An 18,476-nucleotide genomic window follows, 5' to 3' on the forward strand; every position below is an offset into this window, starting at 1 on the left:
TCTTTCTACTGATTCTGATCCAGCCACTCATCGAAACTTTTCTTGGAAATGCGGTACTTGCCACCAACCATCACCCAACTGAATTCTTTCTTCTTGAGCAGTTCATAGATACACTGTCTGCTTACACCTAAAATTTCCTGCAGCTCCGCTACGGAATAACATCTCTTGTCCATATCTGATTTCTCTTTCTGTATTTCTTAAGGCTTGACCTTTTCATTTACTAAATACAAAAAACACAGAAAAAGTTTAGACAATGAAGCAAAAAAGTTTAAGAACTCTTATTTATCCTTCCAGATACATGTTACGCATCTTTCTGAGGATAGCACCAAGTCTCTGACTGAGAGCTCCTTTTGTGACACCAAGAATCTCTGCCACTTCCTTCTGTTTCATATCCTCAAAATAGATAGACTTGATAATAAACTGTTCCTGAAGCGTAAGCTTACTAATCTTGTCATGGAGAATTCTGCTCTCCTCTTTCAAAATCATCAGTTCTTCAAGGCTGAGCTGTGTGTCATCTGCCATATCGGCAACAGAAAGTCCATCGCTGTTAGCGCTGAAGGCACAATCGAGAATCTCACATCTCTTGATCTTTCGCTTCCACTTCTTATCCTTCTTTTTTGCAGCATTTTCTTTCTCATTATCAATCTTCAGATCCTGAAGTTCTTCAATCTGAAGATCCTCTTCCCTGTAATCCGGTGCCCACTTACGGCTGCGATAAATCTCATTTCTATAATCAGCGAACATAGCCATCGCCACTTCCTTGGATATCTCATAGAATACTCCATCAATCTTTGCATAATATTTTCCTTCAAATTTATATGGATGCTGTACGTACATCTTCTTTTCCTCCTGAATTTGAAATCTTGTTCTCGTGTTTCAAATCCAGGAGCGGAGGTGCACGTGGTTTACTGATACGTCTGATCATGCTTGATTCCCTTTCCAATCACGCGGTCATAAGCAGACCCGTGGCATTGGCTGGAAATCAAAGATCAATGCGGTGCTAACCTCGACTATCGGCTTGATGTCGCGCTGTCGCGCTATAAACGAAAAAAGGACCAGCATTTCTCACATGCAAGCATGCGTCAATGCTGATCCTTCTTCGTTTGCACCGCTCGTAGAACCACGCAAAAAGCCCTATCGAGCGGTTACACCCAATAGAGCTTTGAAAAAATCTTATTTAATTGTCCTGCTGATCTTCTACTTCCAGCATAATCATTGTATCATTCAGGAGTATCAGAGGTATCTCATATGCAGACAGAAAAGTATCATCGAAGGCGCAGAAAGTATCAAGTTGATGAGACTCGATAATGAGTAAAAAAAGAACAGCCTGCACTATTACAAGCTGTCCTCAAAAATAAAATTGCACGTCTGTTTAAATTACATTGCCTCTATTTGTTCTCTCACTCATACCAGAACACATCATCCACAGGCTTATCGAAATATCTGGCGATACGAAACAGCACCTCATAAGATGCTATCTTCTGCTTTCGCTCAATTCTTCCAATCGTGTCCGTACTGGTTTCCACCAGCAAAGCCAGCTGATCCTGTGTCAGTCCCTCCTCGGTACGAAGCTTTTTTAAATTCGTCTGGAACTCCATCACAACATATCACCATCCCGCTACTTTTTTAGAGACTCCCCGTCTGCTCCTAAAATGTAGCATAAAGCAATGTGCAAAAATCCCGACAACTACAGCATGTTTTCCGGTTTTGGCATGCGTCCAGTCCATCCCAGACTCCTTGCCCATGTCTTATAGCTTTTCTTCTCTTTCGGATCATCACCGTTAATCGTCTCAAGGAATTCGCAAAAACCTCCAACACCACCAACATCATCCACAAGACTCATTCCATCCCAGGCAATGCAGATTGGTTTTTCCTTACGCTGAATATCTCTCAACTTGTCCAGAAACTCTCCGTCTATTTGCTGACCATAGACATCTACAAACAAAGCTTTCTCAGGAACGAATCCATTTTTATCATGAAGCATATCGCCTTCTTCATCCCTGGCATAAACGGTTTTGTCGTACCAGGCATTGGTGCAGGTGATTTTAATCTCCCACCCATCGCCATAGTCATATCTATAACACAATGCAGATAATGCCGGGATTGGTTCAGGATTATAATCAATACACAGCATTTCCAATTCACGGTCCAGTTCCTCCATCTCCCGGAAATATGGAACCATGTCGATCATCGGATTTCCTTCTTCGTCAAAATGCGTTCCTGCCTCTTCAACAATCTGGTCCATACGGGCTGTCAGCTGTCTATATTTTTTGATAATGTCCTTACGTTTTTTCTCAACTTGTTTCAGGGCGACCTCTTTCTCCTGTTTCCATGAATCCCAATCTCCCTGTTCAGCCGGTGTTTTTAGTACAGTCCAAAGCATCAGGCGTTCCAGCATTTCCTCACACTGACCGTCCATGTAGATATTCCACGTTCTCTGATCTGTTGTTTTCTTCTGAATAGCAGGCCAGTCCTTTCGGAATCTGTCTACTTCAATCTGTGCAGGAATGTAATGCTCTCCCACGCCTTCATAGGAGTATGGTCCACAATACTTGGATTTCAGCCAGGTCTTAAAGCTTTCACCTTCCTCATAATCATCGTCCCAATATATATCTTCATAATTCTCACTTGGAAAACGAAAATACATACCAACCTGACGGGTCCACTCTTTTACCAATCCCCCATCTGTCATTTTTTTGAATTCATCCTCATATGGAACATAGCTATGAAGGTGGCTGTTTTGCCATCCAAAAGCTTTCATGATTGCATAATGAAGACCATGCAGTGTCATATTACCCGGAACAATAAAATCTCTGGTAATTCCATCCTTCATTCTTCCGTATCTTCTAAGAACTTCCTTATGTTCATCTGCGAAATATCCCAGGTCCAGTTCCAGATGAAGCTGCATTGCCATAGGAATCCGCTTCATCTCTGCTTCGATCATGTCCCAGAATTCTTTTTTCTCTTTCAGTAATCGCTCTTTTTCAGCTCTTAATTCTTCAAGAAGGCGCCGCTGCTCCTGAATATCATCCTCTTTCTTTTTTGAACGTGCTTCTGTATTGGTAACCTGATTCTTAGCTGCCTGCTGCATCCGTCCTCTATATTCCTCACTTCGAATCGCTTCGTCGCTTCTGTCTTCCCTTCCATACTGCCCACGGGAATAGGGCATATAAGACTGAACATTCTTCTCTGATATAACAAGCTCCTCTGCTATTTCAGCTACACTTTTGCCCAGAGCAAGCAGCTCTGCTACCTGTTCACTGGTTTTACTGTGCCACAATCCCTCCGTAATCAGTACTCTTCGTACTTTGATCGGATATGTCCCAAGCTCTTCTGCTGTCTTCTTTACAGAACCCGTCTCTTTATAACTATCAATAATCTGCTGATATAACTCATCCATATATCAGGACCTCCTTCATGTATTTTAGGTGGCCTACCTTTTATTTATGATATCAGTATACGGCCGAGCAATTAACGTGTCAACCTTACCTTTTAGTCATCAAAGAAATGCATTTCCATGTTATATGAAGACCCGCATATGCATATTTTACCACATTCACATTACCAGCGCTGCACCATGAATTTCACTCTCTCCTGCACGTCCTCACTAAAATCAGACAGATCCTCAAGACCAATCACCTCATCCTGAACCAACCGAACGAGATCGATCAGCATATCTGATTTGCTTACAGATAAAATAACGCCAGGAGCTTTGCGATCTTTTTTGATACGCTCTTCCAGTGCCCAGAATCGTTCAGAACCCTTCTTATCACAGGTCAGCAACTCTACATATTCCTTACATAAACGTTCCATATAACTTTCCTGCCAGCCAGGAAGTTTCTCTCGGAATAATTTCCAATCACGTTTTGATATTTCAACCATAATTCCACCTACAAACAATCAATAATTATCAAGCACATCCTGCAGATATGCCTTATATTCAGCCTTCACATTCTCCGGACCAGTAATCTTCATTCCGGATCCGATACCGGTTACCCAGCCAAAGAACTGCGGACTTACCGATACCAGTACTCTGGTTTTGAAATGATCTTCTCCCTGCGGGATCAACCAGACATCATGTCCAAATCGGTCGATCACAACACCTGCCAGCTCATTCTTACATTCCAATGTTACTTCCTCATCTACACCGCCGTACATTCCAAAAGTCTTCTTGGCAAATGCAGCTAAATCAAAGTTCTTGAAGGACTCCTCGCCTTTACGATCTTCTTCCAGAATCTCAGTATTCTGCATCTTATCTACGCGATAATGCTTGATAATTCCGGCCGCTGCATCGTAAGCCACCAAATAATAGTTCTCATCATCCCAAGTCAACGCCCATGGGCTGACAACATAGAAAGCACCATCCTTCTTCAGTTTCAGTTCCTTCTTAACCGTCCACTCGCCATAATGGAATTTAATCTGTTTATTCTCATAGATTGCGGTATGAATGTAATCTACGTTGTAATAAACGGTTTCATTTTCTGTCTTTGGTCGGTTTACAATGAAAACATATTTGGAAAGCATTGCTGCATCAGTTCTATAGCAAAGCTTCTCTAATTTCGTTATCAGTTCTTTGGATTTCTTCTCCGTGATAAATTTAGAAGACTGTACAGCATCCACCAGAAGTTTTAACTCCGGCAGTTCAAAATCTCTGGCACCGATATAATAGCCAGGATTTTTCCCTTCTTCTGCTGGATATCCAGTCCGAATTTCTCAAGGATCTCCATCTCTGTATATATCGTTCTTCGATCCGTACTGATGCCATATTCCTGATCTAGAATCGTGCATAATTCCGATGCGTTCAGCATGTACGTATCATCGGTACGTTCCAGAAGGATTTCCATAAGGCGCAGTGTACGGAGCTTCTGATCAAATGAAGCCATGGTATATCACCTCATATATCCTATCGTTTTACTTATTCCCGTAAATTCCAGATTTCATATCCCTGCCGTCTGGCCGAATCATAGACCGGCTGCATGTTTTTCTCCAGAATATTATAGAATTCTTCCTTTGAATTTCCCGGTCTGTACAATTCCTGTCCTGCCCAGATAGAATGCAGATTATCCCGATAGCAGGCTTCAAACAGCTTATGAAGGCCTGCTCGTTCATGGATCAAGGTATACATGCCATATTGATTCTCAGCAAACACTGCAAAGAAAGGATCCCATTTGGGAAGCTTGTTACTCTTCGACGAATTCAAAGAAGAATCCATCGGCATCAGATTCCAAAGTTCATCATTCATAACAAAAGACCATGGAATAAAATGATCTACATCATACTGCTTTGTTATAATCGGCTTCCCCGTAAAGACGTCGCATACTTCTCTTACTTCCAGAATGCCTTCCCAAAGTTTACGTACGTTATTCAGCTTTCGCATCTTCTCATCCATCGGAGCCAGCTTGTAGATCAGGCCCGGAACCTCCGGATTATTATTCTGCAGCCATTTCACTTTTTCGTATTGAATCCATCCAAGAATATTTACCGTATTATCCTGAATCATCCGCATCCAATCCGGATTAAAATGAACTTCCTTTTTCAGTTTACTACTGTCACCGAAGGTATAAGGCAGGCGAATTACAGTACTATCGATTCGTCTGATATACTCAGTTAATCTGCGAATACTTCCCCACGGCACTTCTTCTGAGCTTTTTGAGAAAAAACCTGCCAATGCCCGACCGGGAACCATATTGGTCAGCTGTTCCTTAGCAAGTTTCAGGTCGGCATTATGCTCCCGGATTGCATTTTTGATTTCCACTTTGGATGCATTTGCCGGAAGGTCACTCAGTTCTGTCAGTTTAAGAACCGCACGTTCCAGACCGTCTCTGACAAAACCATCTGCCTGCATGCCACTAAGGTGAATATGAAATTCTCTTACGGAATACCATGCATTGCAGATCATCTCATCAATAATCGCATCAAAGGTAGTATCCTGAATCCCCTCCGATATGATATCTACGATTGCTTCCAGCCAATAGAACTTATAACAGTATGACGGATCCTTCATCATCTGAGAGAAGCCTTCTATATCCAGGGTGTTGTGGTACTCTCCATTAATATGTAAGGAATATCCTATTTGCGGAGTATTAAATTCAGCCACCTCTCATCACCCCTTCCTGGTCTGACATCGCCAGTGATCCATTGGTCTTCTATCGTAAGCTTCGGTATCCCTTTCATGAATTTCCGAAATGTATCTTCCCTAAAGTCTGTAAAATAACGTCCGTTACGTTCTCCTTCAAAATCCCCGTACTTAAAGGAAGTGTAGATTACACCGGTACTTTTAAGCGCATCACACATTTTTCGAATAACCAAAAGCAGCTCATTCTTTGGCAAATGCAAAATAGAAGAGCATGCCCAGATACCATCATATATATCGATCTCATCCAGTTCCCCAAACAGCAATTCTTTTACTTCGATACCGGTAAAATCACTGGCCCATCTACAAAGTTCAGCTGATCCATCGGTTGCTGTAACCCGGTATCCTTTATCCAGGAAATATCTTGTATCGCGACCGGAACCGCAGCCAAAATCGAGAATCGATGCGTTTTCATCCAACAATTGTAGGAATCTATCCTGAGCGTGATGCATATCAACATTCTGCGTACTCTCTATGAAGTTTTCTGCATTAAGGTTGTAGTAATCAATCGTGGGATCCATTTTCATACTTCCTTTCGCTCAGTGAGAACTATCCTCAATAAAGCCATCCAGTTCAGTCCTCTCTTGTATTTTTTCTAATTTATTCTTTTCGTCAAAGCAGACCTTGTCACCTTCGTTGATATTACGCTCATAGAGCATGGCGTCTTCTGACTTTACTCTCAACTCTTCACCTGAAGAATTCATAAGTGTAACTACCGCCATGACAGGTGCTCCCTCAGCTCGTTCTTCACATCCAAAGTCCAAATCTTCATCGATTCTTTTTACTATATAGATCATACACTTCACCGTTATTTCTGAGATAAAATACAATCAGATGCTCATACACTCTTTAATCTTCCCAATTAGCGTAATATCAGCCGGTAGCCACGCTACACTATCTAATTCATCTTTTGTAAGCCACTTCGCAGCTTCCGCTTCTTTGAGTTCCAATTCCCCTACACTAACTTTCGCCCAGAAACAATCCATAGAGAGATGAAAAGTCGGATAATCATATTCAATGGTATCAATCATCATTTGATACATAAGTAAAGAACTTTTTTAGAAAATTTTCATCAAGGGCTAATAGCAAGATATGCCATTAGCCCCCGAAAAATTGTAATAACTATCTGCAATGTCAAGGGTCAAGATAAACGGGCAAGCCCGCCCTTGACATTATCATCTTTACAAACTTAAATTTATCTTTCTAACTTGACAAGATATTCGGTGGTATCTTCTTCAAACTTTTTCTGACCTGTCAAATGAAATCCATGCCTTTGGTAAAAAGAAATTGCTCTAATATTTTTTTCTAATGCCCATAAATTATTTGCATGGAGTTCTTTAATTGCAAATTCAATTAGCTCATTGCCAATCCCCTCGTTTTGAAAAGACGTATCTACATACAATTTACAAATCTCTGTTCCGTTCATTTGAATAAAACCTCTTATCAGTCCGTTATCAAATACATATATGTTTTTGATTATTTCATCTTTTTTGAAGTAATTATCTACTAACGAAACAACTTGCAGTTCACCAAAAGAAAAGCTTTCATCTTTGAATATAGGGAAATAATTTATCCTATTATTGAATACATATATTTCAGCTACTCTTGATAAATCATCTATTATTGCTTTCCTGATGTTCATCTTATATCTCCTTTGCAAATTCCGATTTGTTTAATTCTATCATAGTCATTTTGAAAAAACAATTTCCTCTGTCATTATTTATCGTTCACGCTCAATCTCTAGCTCTTGTTTCAAAATAGTCTTATTGATATAAGGAGTCCGCTAGCGACTCCTTTCCTTATTAGCATATCTTCCCACGGAAATCCAAAAGAATCCCTCAGTAGTCTTGTATTGTGATATAAGGTTTTGTGTTTTGGGGTTCTGTCATGTCTGGTAAAATATTGATTTTTGCTTTTTTGTGAATTGATATGCTGTATTGATTTTTTGCGTGGGGTGCGGTAATGCCCTCAAATACTATATAAATGAACGAAAGGAAGAACATTATGAAAAAAGAAAACATTTCAAAAAGAGTAACTGTTGACAATAGTATTATCAAAGAATTGCAAGAGAAATATCCTAAAGTAAACAAAAACGGTGTTGAGTACGACCTCGGCTTAACTTACTTTACATTTGAAACAGATTATTTTTCCTCTACACCTGTTCGCAGGATAATCAAAACATACGGTGCGGAAATTGTATCTGTTATTTGCTTTTTTAGAGAGCAGATGTGTCAACCACACGGTTGGTATACAAGAGTCGATGGTTTTTCTGTAGAAAGATTCTCCTGGTCTCTGCAGTATCTTAAAAATAAAGAGAATGAATCCCTGTATGCCAACTGGGTATTACGTTTACTGCCGATCTGACCTGGAAGATACACTGACAGGAACTGAGTCAGATATCGTGCAAAATCAGTTTCCTTCATAGCATACCTCCGGAATAACGTATGCACATGATCTTTCTACTTTCTTCATCAAATCCGGATAAACTTCTGCTGTCAGGCGCAGATACCTGGCCGTTGACCGCACTGTTTTGTGTCCCATATATGTGGAAAGAATCGGGAGCATAGCCGTCAAATCAGCTTCTTCTCTGATCCACTTTTGCAAAACATGAACTGCGAATGTGTGACGGATATCATGCAGACGAGGTCCCTGACCTTTTCCACCATGTGAAATACCTGCAATTTCCAGATATCTGCGATATCTTTGATATACAGTCATGGGACTGATCATGGTCTTATCTGGTGCAAGAAAGAAAAAGTCACCGTCTTTTTCCCACCAGATTTTATCTGCATAGGATATACACGCTTCTTTCACGGAATCTGATAATGGGATATATCGATCACGATCAGTTTTTGCTTCACGGATTGTAAGAATCCCCTCTTCGAGATTTACATCCTTGCAGCGAAGTCCTACAACTTCTGATACCCGAAGTCCACAGCCATAAAGAATTCTAAAAATCACTGGCAATGCCAGATGCATGTTTCTTGCAACCTCTCGTGGTTCTGTTTCATCTGCGGCTTTGATCACAGAAGTTATCTGTTCGTGTATAAATATATAAGGTACAAATGAATTATGATTCAATCCTGTTACTTCCGGCACGATATAAGCATCATATCCGAGGTTGTTCAAGTAGATGGCAAACTGCCTTATGCAGGTAATACGGTGTGAACGGCTTTTTTCAGATTCACCTTCCCGAGGGGCTATCCATTTTTCTGCAAGAGAACGGGATATTTCTATTTCTGTGACCCCCTGTTCTTCACTGAAACGACAAAATCGAGATAAGCATTTCGGTTCATCTGCGTATTTAAAACCGGCACTTCTTTTGTATTGAATGAATTCATAAACGGTTTCAGCAAAAGTGCTTGTCATTGTTGGAGATTTTCTAATTCTTGTCATGTTAGATTGCCACCTCCAATGCACACTTCCTGAGTTCACTGATATCGATACGAAGATAGGTCATCGTTGTTTCGGTAGTTGTATGTCCCAGGATTTCCGAAATAACAGGAAGTGGAATCTCATGTTCTAACAGACGACTTGCAAGGCTATGACGAAGTGTATGGGAACCTTTCTTTTTCCCTTCAAGATGAATTCCGGATTTCTGGAGACGGACTCTTACAAGGGCACCGACTGCACCCGGATTGAAATTCGTATAAGGTGTAACCTGTCTCACAAACACATGATCCGAATCAGTTTTGGGTCTTGAGTTTTTCAGATAATTGATGATTGCTTCGCCAACATCTTCAAGAAGGGGAAGTTCCAATGGATTTCCGGTTTTTACCTGGGTCAATCGGATGACTTCTTTCTCCCAGTCGATGTTAGAAAACCTGAGATTTGCAACATCGCTGCTACGCAGACCAAGTCTTGCAATGAGCAGAATGATGGCATAATCGCGGATTCCACAAGGATTTCCAAGATCAATCGAATCAAGAAGCTTTGTTACCTCGTTCGCAGAATACGAGGAAGGCAAGCGACTCTGCCTGTTGTAATGAGGATTTGGAAGCTTTGAGAACATCTCTTTTTCCATAAAACCATTCTCATAGCAGTATTTCAGATAATATCGTACCGCACGCATTGTATGATTTATGGTTGGTTTTTCATAACAGCTCAAAGATGTCATGAAATCCAAAACATCTTTAAGAGACAACGTATCCAGAGAAGAAATATTTTTCTTCTTTAAAAAGGCAAAAAAACGTTCCAGATATAAACTGAAAATCTGATTCGATTTTTTTATGATTCCGACTTTCTCCCGATGGGAAATATATGCTTCTGCACCGTCTTGGAATCCTTCCGGAAAGGTGTATGCTCTTTTATCCATAACAAGATAGAGAGTGACATTTCCTGAACGTTGGTATTCTGCCAAAGCATTTATACAACGAGAATAGACTGCACACCATTTTTTCTGCTTAATTTTAGATGACATGGAATAATGATCTTCTAAAAACTGTAATCCAAAGTCCATACTGAAAGAATCCGTGTCGTGTTCTTTGGCGTAGAGTAAAAGTTGCTTTGTAAGAGTTTTGAAGACGTTTTGGTAATAGTTGGATGCACCTGCCTGAATAAGTGATTCCTTAGTCTGGTTGATTAGTTGCTGCAAAGTTGAATTTTCCACCTTGTGTTCCTCCTTAAGTGATTTGATAAAAATACACTTAAATCGTGATAGATTATGGAAAGTAAATCAACCAAAGAATCCTTTATTTATAAGGATTTCTATCGCCAACTTTGCATAATGTATAGCTTTTCATAACCGACACCACCTTTTTGATTTGAGATAGCTATAACTTGTGCATTCAAAAATCTTCCCCCTTTCAAAATTTCATTAGCAAAAACGCTCCTGCTAATCAATTTAGGCAGCCAGTTCGATATTTACCTGGTGAATTTCAGACATAATAAAAGCCAGAAAACCTTGATTTGCGCGAGACACGAGCCAAGCGGAAATGCTTGCATTTCCATTTGGCGACGCCCGCGGCAGTGAGAAACTTGTTTCTCACTGTAAGGATTTCTGGCATTGTGACCTGGCGTTCCTAGCGCGATTCGAACGCGCGGCCTTTCGCTTAGGAGAAAAAATCAAGCTAGTTTTCCATAGCTTTCTCTGCCTAATCTAGAATCGTTCGAAGTCCCGTGAAGACTTTAATTTTCTTGTAAAAATAAACATTACGGATTACTGTCAAACCTCATCGAGTTTCCTGTAGTTTCGTCAGGATTGATTAGCTGTCTCTTAGCACAGCTAATATTTGGCGATAACAAAACGTACACTCGTAATCATATATATCGATCCTTTTTCCATTAGTCATGGGAAGCGGAAAAGATGTTATATATTTGTTTGATCAGTTACAACCATTATACACGATTTGGCTGAATTTGTCTAAAACTTTCGAATTGAATTTTTAATTTTTGACCGAAAGATAAGAGACAGCATCAGACTGTCCCTTCATCTATCATTCTTATTCAGTTTTCAATTTCCCCCAAGAGTTCTTGCCAATGAAGTAAACAACGCTGTCAATTCCGAATTGCCAAGTACCTTAGCCAGAACTTCCGCATCAACACCTTCCGGTACCTGCAGCATTTTACCATTGTCTGTATCATGGATTTTGGGATCCAAATTCTTTTTTGCATAGAATGCTTCCTCAAACAGGATTACATTCTGCTTTCGATCTTCATCAATGATATGAGAATATACATCCGTGACCATACTTACCTGCGCATGGCCCGAGTCACCCTGTACTGCTTTTACACCACCGCCATTCAGCTTCAGCTTATAGGTAACCGAAGTATGGCGGAGACTGTGAAAAACAATCGGCGGAAGATCATGTTCCTTGATCAGTTTCTTCAGTGCTCCACGGATCAGGGTATCTCCCATAGAAAAGATCTTGTCTTTCGCTGTATATTCCTTTCCTGCCATCTTTCCTCCTTTCCATCGAAATAGACATAAGAAAAAGGCCATCTATCGTCTTCACGGTAAATGACCTTCCCTAAAAATCCCATTTTCAATTAAATCATTTTGCTTTCATAATCCTGCAATTCATGAAAAATATTATCTACAAACACAATATCCTCAACAATTCGATACAGCATAAAATACCTATGTGAGAGAAAATTTATCCTTCGATACCCCAGTTCTTTTAATCGAGGATTATCACACGGCTTCAAACTTCCTGCAACACTTTTAAGGCTCCGAATAGTAGCCTCAAAATCATCCAAAACATTTTTTGCCGCCTGATCACTTTTTTTCACAGTAAGCAAATATCTGATGTATTGATTTAGATCTTCTTCTGCATCTGCTGTTACTACTACTTTATATTCCATACTTTTCCCTCATATCAGCAATAACCGCATCCGCAGATCGATAGTTACCCTTTGATGCAGATACTCTTGATTTCTCCAGTTTCTCCAACATCATTTCTTCAGACATGGCAGCATACGGATTATGCTCCACCCGTTTTATCTCAAATGGAAAACCGTTATTTGCAACAGCTTGTGTCAAAAACATCCGAATTGCAGAAGTAGTATCTGTGCCAAGATCTTTGAACAACTGGTCTGACTTACTCTTTAACTCATCATCAACACGTACTTGAATTGTACTAGCCATTCATTATTCCTCCATTTCTTTTTTATTATTATAATACATAATCATTGCTATTTCAATTCATTTGTATTGACCTGAACTTTTAATTTTTGACCGAAAGAAAAGAGACAGCATCAGGCTGTCCCTTCATCTATCATTCTTATTCAGTTTTCAATTTCCCTCCAGAGTTCTTGCCAATGAAGTAAGCAACGCTGTCAATTCCGGATTACCAAGTACCTTAGCCAGAACTTCCGCATCAACACCTTCCGGTACCTGCAGCATTTTACCATTGGCTGTATCATGGATCTTTGGATCCAAATTCTTTTTTGCATAGAATGCTTCCTCAAACAGGATTGCATTCTGCTTTCGATCTTCATCAATGATATGAGAATATACATCAGTGACCATACTTACCTGCGCATGGCCCGAGTCACCCTGTACTGCTTTTACATCACCGCCATTCAACTTCAGCTTATAGGTAACCGATGTATGGCGGAGGCTGTGAAAAACAATCGGTGGCAGATCATGTTCCTTGATCAGTTTCTTCAGTGCTCCACGGATCAGGGTATCTCCCATAGGATAACCAAAGGTTCCTGCCATTACCAGATTGTAATCTGTGTATTCTGATCCAAGGATCTCCTTCCTTTCTTCCTGTGCCCTTTTCCATTCCACCAGCATCTCTGCTACGCTTTTCGGAAGAAATACTTTGCGGACACTGCTCTCTGTCTTTGGTGTCTTCAATACCAATACAGTTGTATTTGTTTTGCTCTTTTCCGGAAAAATCAGAAGAATATCCTTTGCATCAAGTTCTCGTACTGCCTCCTTCGTTACTCTCTGGAGTTCTTTATTGACGTAGATATATGCCTGATTTGTTTCAATAGCTTCTTTACTTACATCACAGCAATCCCACGTAAGCCCCAGCAATTCTCCCATACGAAGTGAACAGGAAAATGATAAATTCAGTGCAATTCGCAATCTGTCATCTTCACATACTTCCAGGGCATGCATCAGGGTATCTGCGGTCCAAATTTCTCTTTTCTCTGGCTTATGCTTTGGTACGGTTGCAAGCAATGCCGGGTTTTTATCCATAAGTTCCCACTTCACTGCCTGTTGAAAACAGTTCCGAAGAATTTTGTGGATATCCCGAATAGTACTCCTGGCCACCAATCGCACCTCGTCGCCCTTACCTTGTTCTTTCCTTGTTTTAATGGACTTTCCTTTTGAAACAGCCGGAGTAACCAGTAGTTCCTGATAAAACTGTTCCACGAACCTTGTATTGATATCCCGCAGCTTGGTGTCTCCAATAAGCGGAATAATGTAGGTATTAATCTTTGTCACATTGCTTTCGTAGGTGCTCAAAGCCCATTTATCTTTTCCATAAACAGCGATGTACTCTTCCATCAATTCTTTTAATGTCTTGCAGTCCGGAACTACAAATGGCCCAAGATTTGATTTGTATTCTATTTCGGTTTTCCTTTTTTTCGCTTCTTCCTTGGTATGGTAGGTTTCCCATTTCTGCTTTTTCTGTCCATCAGGTGTGACATAATTATAAATCACGCAGTATTTATTGTTTCGTTTCTTAATCGTTGCCACTTGCCGTTGCTTCCTCCTTTCGTTTAGAGAGCCACTGTTCAAATTCTTTCAGTGGTATTCTGATGCCTTTTCCAATAATGATCACCGGGATCTCACCTTCCTGATACCATTTTGAGATCGTACCTTTGCTGACACCTGCAAGTTCTGCTGCTTCTTCTCTCGTAAGATATTTCTTTTCGGGAATAGTTTTCTTTTCAGTCCCACTACCACATGCTGCAGCTTTATCATTCAACTCTGACACTCCCACAATTACGGATCCTGAGATATCAACAGAGGATTTCAATTGATACTGGTCCTGACCTGCAAGGAATTCTTCGAATCCTTTTCGATATATTCTTTTCCGATCAGCAATGATTACAAATTTAAAATAATGCATATACTTTTCATTTCTGAGAATGTTATATATCTCCTGTCGTGTTACCCCCAAAAGTCCGGCCATTTCCGGCATCGTAAGCGTCTCTGCTTCAACTGCAGCATCTCTTTCCCGGTCTTCCTTTGTGCGGTACCGGGACTGGCTGTGATACCAGTCCCAGAACACCTCCTTCGGGACACGTTTCCAATAATCGACAATAACGGTCTCCAGCTTATTCTTCCGGATAATGCTGTAAGCAGTATCTGTTGTAACGCCCAGCAACTCTGCAATATCCCCAGGAGAAAGTGAACTTTCTTTCAATTCCAGTCCCGGTTCTTCTCCGGTTACTTTGCGGTATTTAACCTGGTTGGCATACCATTTTTCAAAACTGGCAATATCAACTCTGAGAATTCCCATCACATTTTCCGTACGGAAATAATTCTTGTGGATCAACCAGTACCGGTCTGTCTTCTTAAGTCCCAGAAGCTTTCCCATTTCTGATACAGCCATCCATTTTCCGGGTTTTGGTTCTGCCCTCCCATAGGAAGATGCAGCTTCTATCCTTTTACGTAATTCTTCAAATTCCTGTTCTTTATGTTGCTTCACGTATCTCATCACCTCATAATAAATCTTTGTAATCCTCACTCACGGAATAATTCTCCTGCCCATCCAGCCAGCGGTCAAAGCTACCCTTTGAAATACAGTAAGCTCCGCCTGTCAGTTTTACCCATGAGAATTCTTTCTTCTTAAGCAGACTTACCACTGCCTGTCTTCCTACTCCCAATATCTCCTGGACTTCTGCTACGGTGTAACATCTTTTTTCGCTCATACTGAACCTCCTGCTTTCAATAAATAATCAGATTTTTCTGTTACATTTTCCGCAGTGTTTCAGCGGCTGCCACACTGCGGCTATACATATATAGCTTACAATATGGCAGAAAAAATTGTTAGGATGTCACAGATTTTCCTGATGATCCAGCCACTGGTCGAAACTTACCTTTGAGATCCGGTAAATTCCGCTGTCCAACTGAACCCAGCTGAACTCTTTTCGCTTCAAAAGACTGTAGACCGACTGACGTCCAACCCCCAGTATTCCCTGAATTTCTGCCACTGTGTAACATCTTTTTTCGTTCATGTCTGTATCCTCTTTTCTTTAAATTTGAAAGTTAATCTTTCTAATATCCTAGGACAAAGTTATGGACGAAAATAAAGGAAATTCATGAAGTATTTTTTACAAACTTGTCCAAATATGGTCAATCCGGCCAAATTCGTCATTTTCTTACAGATTTTCACCGAAAACATAGAGTCTGCGCAGTCTGGTCAGAGCATATTTCAGGCGGCTGTGCAGGTTCTGCGGAGTAACTCCCATGCTTCTGGCAACCTCCACCTGTGAAAGTCCCTTGAAGAAAACTTCATTAATAATGTACTGATCCTGCTCTGAGAGCATGGAAATCTTTTCATGTAATTCTTCATATTCCATCTGCTTCATCACTACAGCTTCTGTGCTCTGCGGATTCTCTCCCGGCATATCCTGCACGGATAAATCAAATGCATTTTCACTGAATACACAGTCCAGCATGATTTCTCTCGGGACTACGAGTTTACGTTTCTTCGGTTCAGTTCCCTTTTTTACTTTTTTTCCATCTGCTTCCTGATCTGCTTTTTTCTGCGCAGCCTCTGCTTCAGCGTCTTTCTTTTCAGATTCTTTTTCTTCCTGCTCCAGTTCATCCATCAGTTCCTTACAGCTATCGAGCTCTTCCTTCTCTTTCTTTTTCTTCTGTTCAGAACTTTCATCGTCGTTATCTTCCTCGCCTCTGTATCCCCATTTTTTATCGTAATTTTTGTAATTGCGGTAAAATGACAACATGACCTTTGCCTGCTCTCTGGTAATTTCAATCAGTTCTCCGTCAACCTTTGCGTAATACACTCCGTCGTATTTAAATGGATGTTCAATATACATATCCGTTCCTCCTGAATTTGAATTGGTTTTCCAGTTTCAAATCCAGGAGCGGCGGTCCACGGATACAGAAAATGTGTCTGTAAAATGACATATGCCCGAAATGATTCCTTCCATGTCCACCAGCACTAAGGCAGTACTGTGGCTATTGGCCGGAAACACTCAGGCACATATTTTTGAACACGAAAAAAAGCCCCCACAGGCGTTAACCTGTAGAGGCTCCTAAAAAGCTATCAATATTAAGTTTTCCTGCCGGCCTTCTGATTCCAGCATAACCATTGTATCAGATCAAAGTACGCCAAGTGTCCAGCATTCAGGGGAAAAAGTCCGGAAAGAGGACTAAAAAGTCCGTATTTTTTATACTCTCATTTTTGTGAACATGATTTCATCACATCAGCTATCGATCAGTGTTCTTTATTTCATTTCGTTTGGCGAAGTGAGACCAGCAATCAGGCCCCCTTCAAAGCGTGAATGAAGACCCTCATCGAGAATGCCCATGTCTTTCGGTGGTTTGTCGGCGGAGATGACAATTTGTTTATTTGCTGCATGAAGGGCATTAAAAATATAGGAAAACTCTTCCTGCGTAGCTTTCTTTCCTATAATGTACTGAATATCATCAAAAAGAAAGAAATCAGCATTTCTGAATTTGTCATGAAAACGTCTCATAGCATCATAGTTTCCGCTTCGAATCGCTTCCTGCCGGCAATGTGAATTATCCGCTTCTATCTTGATAAATTCTTTATCAAGATTTTCTGGATAATTACTATTTCAATAATATACAACACATTATTAACACTTCTATTTATATCAAATATTGGACCGATGATTCTGGTAGTAACACAAACGTTGGTGATGCCTTATATTTTTTTCCACGTTTGTCTCCTCTCCAGCTTTGCTTTTCAGAAAAATAGATTGTTACTTTCAAATTATTTTAAAATATTTTTAAACATTCATGTGTATAGAAAAAGTAATAAAGACAAATCCATATCGCTCGCTGAATCCACAGTTCCTTATCTGGAATAATATCTGTAACAGTTTCATCCAGATATCTCTCCTAAGCAGTTGTCGAAATGGATTCGATTACTTTTATGCAGGTAATACATTCCCTGTTTATGAAATGGTCAAAAGCTTTCGTGCCTGTCACCTGAACATAATTTCCATTTCTTAATATTTTAAAGTACTCTTCCGCTTCCCCTTTTTTATATATTTGTTTTATCATTATTCTTTCATACGAAGCGATTACCAGAAAAAACCAGATCAGTACTCTGTTATTTTTTAATATTTTATGATTAAATTCTTCCACTCTTCCTACGACAGTCATATCCATACTCTTTCCTCTGCAGAATCATTTTAATATATTCATTTCTTCATCATACAAAAATACAGTATCTGTTCCGAATATTTCTTCCGCTTTACGCTGCATTTTTTTCTTAATCTCCATTGACATAAACATTCCATAGTTATCAAACAGGTATTGATAGCCGGCAAAGCTGTCCATTCCCTCCAGATAATCCAGGAGCAGTTCCATTCCCCTTCTACCATAAGGCAGATTTTCCAGTGCCTCCTGCTCTTCTTCATAAAAGTTTTCACTTGACAAATCAAGTTCTGACAGTTCTTTAACCGTTTTTTTCTCCTGAATTCTCCTCTTCTGCATTTCCTTTTCGCATTCAATACTTGCCAGACGTCGAACTGCTTCTTTAAAAGTAATCGTTTCACCTGTACTAAGCGTAACCTTTCTCTTAAATAATTCAGATTCAACATTTGGATCCAAAATCCTTCTCACGATTTCTTCATTTATAATAATTTCTTTTTCTTCACTCATGTCTTTTTCTTCTCCCTGTCGTTAGATTATTAAGCATTTATGTCAAGTATTGCGTAC

At 40.1% G+C, this 18,476-nt stretch carries 26 protein-coding genes; 1 reads left to right on the forward strand and 25 read right to left on the reverse strand.

The window, feature by feature from the left end; genetic code table 11:
- Window positions 1-5 precede the first annotated feature (5 nt).
- The 12 genes from ACESZH_RS20565 to ACESZH_RS20620 form a co-directional block, all read right to left on the reverse strand.
- The gene (locus tag ACESZH_RS20565; RefSeq protein ID WP_373218771.1) at window positions 6-173 is read right to left on the reverse strand and encodes a helix-turn-helix domain-containing protein; all 168 of its coding nucleotides are present in this window, start codon (window positions 171-173) and stop codon (window positions 6-8) included.
- 109 nt (window positions 174-282) lie between these two features.
- Window positions 283-837, reverse strand: a complete 555-nt coding sequence (locus ACESZH_RS20570) for a sigma-70 family RNA polymerase sigma factor (protein WP_373218773.1) — start codon at window positions 835-837, stop codon at window positions 283-285.
- Between the two features lie 563 nt (window positions 838-1,400).
- A complete protein-coding gene (locus tag ACESZH_RS20575) occupies window positions 1,401-1,598 on the reverse strand; it encodes a helix-turn-helix transcriptional regulator (protein ID WP_373218775.1) in 198 nt (65 codons plus the stop codon).
- 89 nt (window positions 1,599-1,687) lie between these two features.
- On the reverse strand, window positions 1,688-3,400 hold the full coding sequence (locus ACESZH_RS20580) for a LuxR C-terminal-related transcriptional regulator (RefSeq protein ID WP_373218777.1): 1,713 nt from the start codon (window positions 3,398-3,400) through the stop codon (window positions 1,688-1,690).
- Window positions 3,401-3,561: 161 nt separating this feature from the next.
- Entirely contained in the window at window positions 3,562-3,882 is a 321-nt protein-coding gene (locus ACESZH_RS20585; protein WP_373218778.1) for a multidrug transporter, read from the reverse strand.
- 18 nt (window positions 3,883-3,900) lie between these two features.
- Window positions 3,901-4,620, reverse strand: coding sequence for a helix-turn-helix transcriptional regulator (locus ACESZH_RS20590; protein ID WP_373218779.1), 720 nt, complete (start codon window positions 4,618-4,620; stop codon window positions 3,901-3,903).
- An 8-nt stretch (window positions 4,621-4,628) separates the two neighbouring features.
- A complete protein-coding gene (locus tag ACESZH_RS20595; RefSeq protein ID WP_373218780.1) occupies window positions 4,629-4,883 on the reverse strand; it encodes a hypothetical protein in 255 nt (84 codons plus the stop codon).
- Window positions 4,884-4,915: 32 nt separating this feature from the next.
- Entirely contained in the window at window positions 4,916-6,097 is a 1,182-nt protein-coding gene (locus ACESZH_RS20600) for an HNH endonuclease domain-containing protein (RefSeq protein WP_373218781.1), read from the reverse strand.
- Window positions 6,070-6,654, reverse strand: a complete 585-nt coding sequence (locus tag ACESZH_RS20605) for a class I SAM-dependent methyltransferase (protein ID WP_373218782.1) — start codon at window positions 6,652-6,654, stop codon at window positions 6,070-6,072. Before ACESZH_RS20605 ends, ACESZH_RS20600 begins: the two co-directional genes overlap by 28 nt.
- Before the next feature lie 18 nt (window positions 6,655-6,672).
- Window positions 6,673-6,930, reverse strand: coding sequence for a hypothetical protein (locus ACESZH_RS20610; RefSeq protein ID WP_373218783.1), 258 nt, complete (start codon window positions 6,928-6,930; stop codon window positions 6,673-6,675).
- Window positions 6,931-6,963: 33 nt separating this feature from the next.
- Window positions 6,964-7,176 (reverse strand): hypothetical protein, encoded by a 213-nt coding sequence (locus ACESZH_RS20615; RefSeq protein WP_373218784.1) that lies wholly within the window; start codon window positions 7,174-7,176, stop codon window positions 6,964-6,966.
- A gap of 152 nt (window positions 7,177-7,328) precedes the next feature.
- Window positions 7,329-7,775, reverse strand: coding sequence for a GNAT family N-acetyltransferase (locus ACESZH_RS20620; protein WP_373218785.1), 447 nt, complete (start codon window positions 7,773-7,775; stop codon window positions 7,329-7,331).
- A 362-nt stretch (window positions 7,776-8,137) separates the two neighbouring features.
- On the opposite strand from ACESZH_RS20620, the gene ACESZH_RS20625 reads away from it, so the two are divergent.
- Complete coding sequence (locus ACESZH_RS20625) at window positions 8,138-8,497, forward strand: hypothetical protein (protein ID WP_373218787.1); 360 nt, start codon at window positions 8,138-8,140, stop codon at window positions 8,495-8,497.
- Window positions 8,498-8,542: 45 nt separating this feature from the next.
- On the opposite strand, the gene ACESZH_RS20630 is transcribed toward ACESZH_RS20625, so the two are convergent.
- From ACESZH_RS20630 to ACESZH_RS20690, 13 genes are all read right to left on the reverse strand, one after another.
- Complete coding sequence (locus ACESZH_RS20630; RefSeq protein WP_373218788.1) at window positions 8,543-9,568, reverse strand: tyrosine-type recombinase/integrase; 1,026 nt, start codon at window positions 9,566-9,568, stop codon at window positions 8,543-8,545.
- Window positions 9,531-10,742, reverse strand: coding sequence for a site-specific integrase (locus tag ACESZH_RS20635; protein WP_373218789.1), 1,212 nt, complete (start codon window positions 10,740-10,742; stop codon window positions 9,531-9,533). Before ACESZH_RS20635 ends, ACESZH_RS20630 begins: the two co-directional genes overlap by 38 nt.
- Window positions 10,743-11,585: 843 nt before the next feature.
- Window positions 11,586-12,032 carry a tyrosine-type recombinase/integrase gene (locus tag ACESZH_RS20640; protein ID WP_373218791.1) on the reverse strand — a complete coding sequence of 149 codons (447 nt, stop codon included), beginning with the start codon at window positions 12,030-12,032 and terminating at the stop codon, window positions 11,586-11,588.
- 89 nt (window positions 12,033-12,121) lie between these two features.
- Window positions 12,122-12,436 (reverse strand): type II toxin-antitoxin system RelE/ParE family toxin, encoded by a 315-nt coding sequence (locus ACESZH_RS20645; RefSeq protein WP_373218793.1) that lies wholly within the window; start codon window positions 12,434-12,436, stop codon window positions 12,122-12,124.
- Window positions 12,426-12,719: a type II toxin-antitoxin system RelB/DinJ family antitoxin gene (locus ACESZH_RS20650; protein WP_373218794.1), complete on the reverse strand. Its 294-nt coding sequence runs from the start codon at window positions 12,717-12,719 to the stop codon at window positions 12,426-12,428. The genes ACESZH_RS20645 and ACESZH_RS20650 overlap by 11 nt, the downstream gene beginning before the upstream one ends.
- 147 nt (window positions 12,720-12,866) lie before the next feature.
- Entirely contained in the window at window positions 12,867-14,288 is a 1,422-nt protein-coding gene (locus ACESZH_RS20655) for a tyrosine-type recombinase/integrase (RefSeq protein WP_373218796.1), read from the reverse strand.
- The gene (locus tag ACESZH_RS20660; protein WP_373218797.1) at window positions 14,275-15,246 is read right to left on the reverse strand and encodes a helix-turn-helix domain-containing protein; all 972 of its coding nucleotides are present in this window, start codon (window positions 15,244-15,246) and stop codon (window positions 14,275-14,277) included. The genes ACESZH_RS20655 and ACESZH_RS20660 overlap by 14 nt, the downstream gene beginning before the upstream one ends.
- 13 nt (window positions 15,247-15,259) lie before the next feature.
- Window positions 15,260-15,469: a helix-turn-helix domain-containing protein gene (locus ACESZH_RS20665; protein ID WP_373218799.1), complete on the reverse strand. Its 210-nt coding sequence runs from the start codon at window positions 15,467-15,469 to the stop codon at window positions 15,260-15,262.
- A 126-nt stretch (window positions 15,470-15,595) separates the two neighbouring features.
- Complete coding sequence (locus tag ACESZH_RS20670; protein WP_373218800.1) at window positions 15,596-15,775, reverse strand: helix-turn-helix domain-containing protein; 180 nt, start codon at window positions 15,773-15,775, stop codon at window positions 15,596-15,598.
- 144 nt (window positions 15,776-15,919) lie between these two features.
- Window positions 15,920-16,600 carry a sigma-70 family RNA polymerase sigma factor gene (locus ACESZH_RS20675; RefSeq protein ID WP_373218801.1) on the reverse strand — a complete coding sequence of 227 codons (681 nt, stop codon included), beginning with the start codon at window positions 16,598-16,600 and terminating at the stop codon, window positions 15,920-15,922.
- Window positions 16,601-17,011: 411 nt separating this feature from the next.
- The gene (locus ACESZH_RS20680; protein ID WP_373218824.1) at window positions 17,012-17,329 is read right to left on the reverse strand and encodes a DnaA ATPase domain-containing protein; all 318 of its coding nucleotides are present in this window, start codon (window positions 17,327-17,329) and stop codon (window positions 17,012-17,014) included.
- A 322-nt stretch (window positions 17,330-17,651) separates the two neighbouring features.
- Window positions 17,652-17,924: a hypothetical protein gene (locus ACESZH_RS20685; protein ID WP_373218803.1), complete on the reverse strand. Its 273-nt coding sequence runs from the start codon at window positions 17,922-17,924 to the stop codon at window positions 17,652-17,654.
- Between the two features lie 18 nt (window positions 17,925-17,942).
- Window positions 17,943-18,419, reverse strand: a complete 477-nt coding sequence (locus ACESZH_RS20690; RefSeq protein ID WP_373218805.1) for a hypothetical protein — start codon at window positions 18,417-18,419, stop codon at window positions 17,943-17,945.
- Window positions 18,420-18,476 lie beyond the last annotated feature (57 nt).

The sequence above is a fragment of the Ruminococcus sp. 5_1_39BFAA genome (genome assembly GCF_964240875.1).
GTDB lineage: Bacteria > Bacillota > Clostridia > Lachnospirales > Lachnospiraceae > Blautia_A.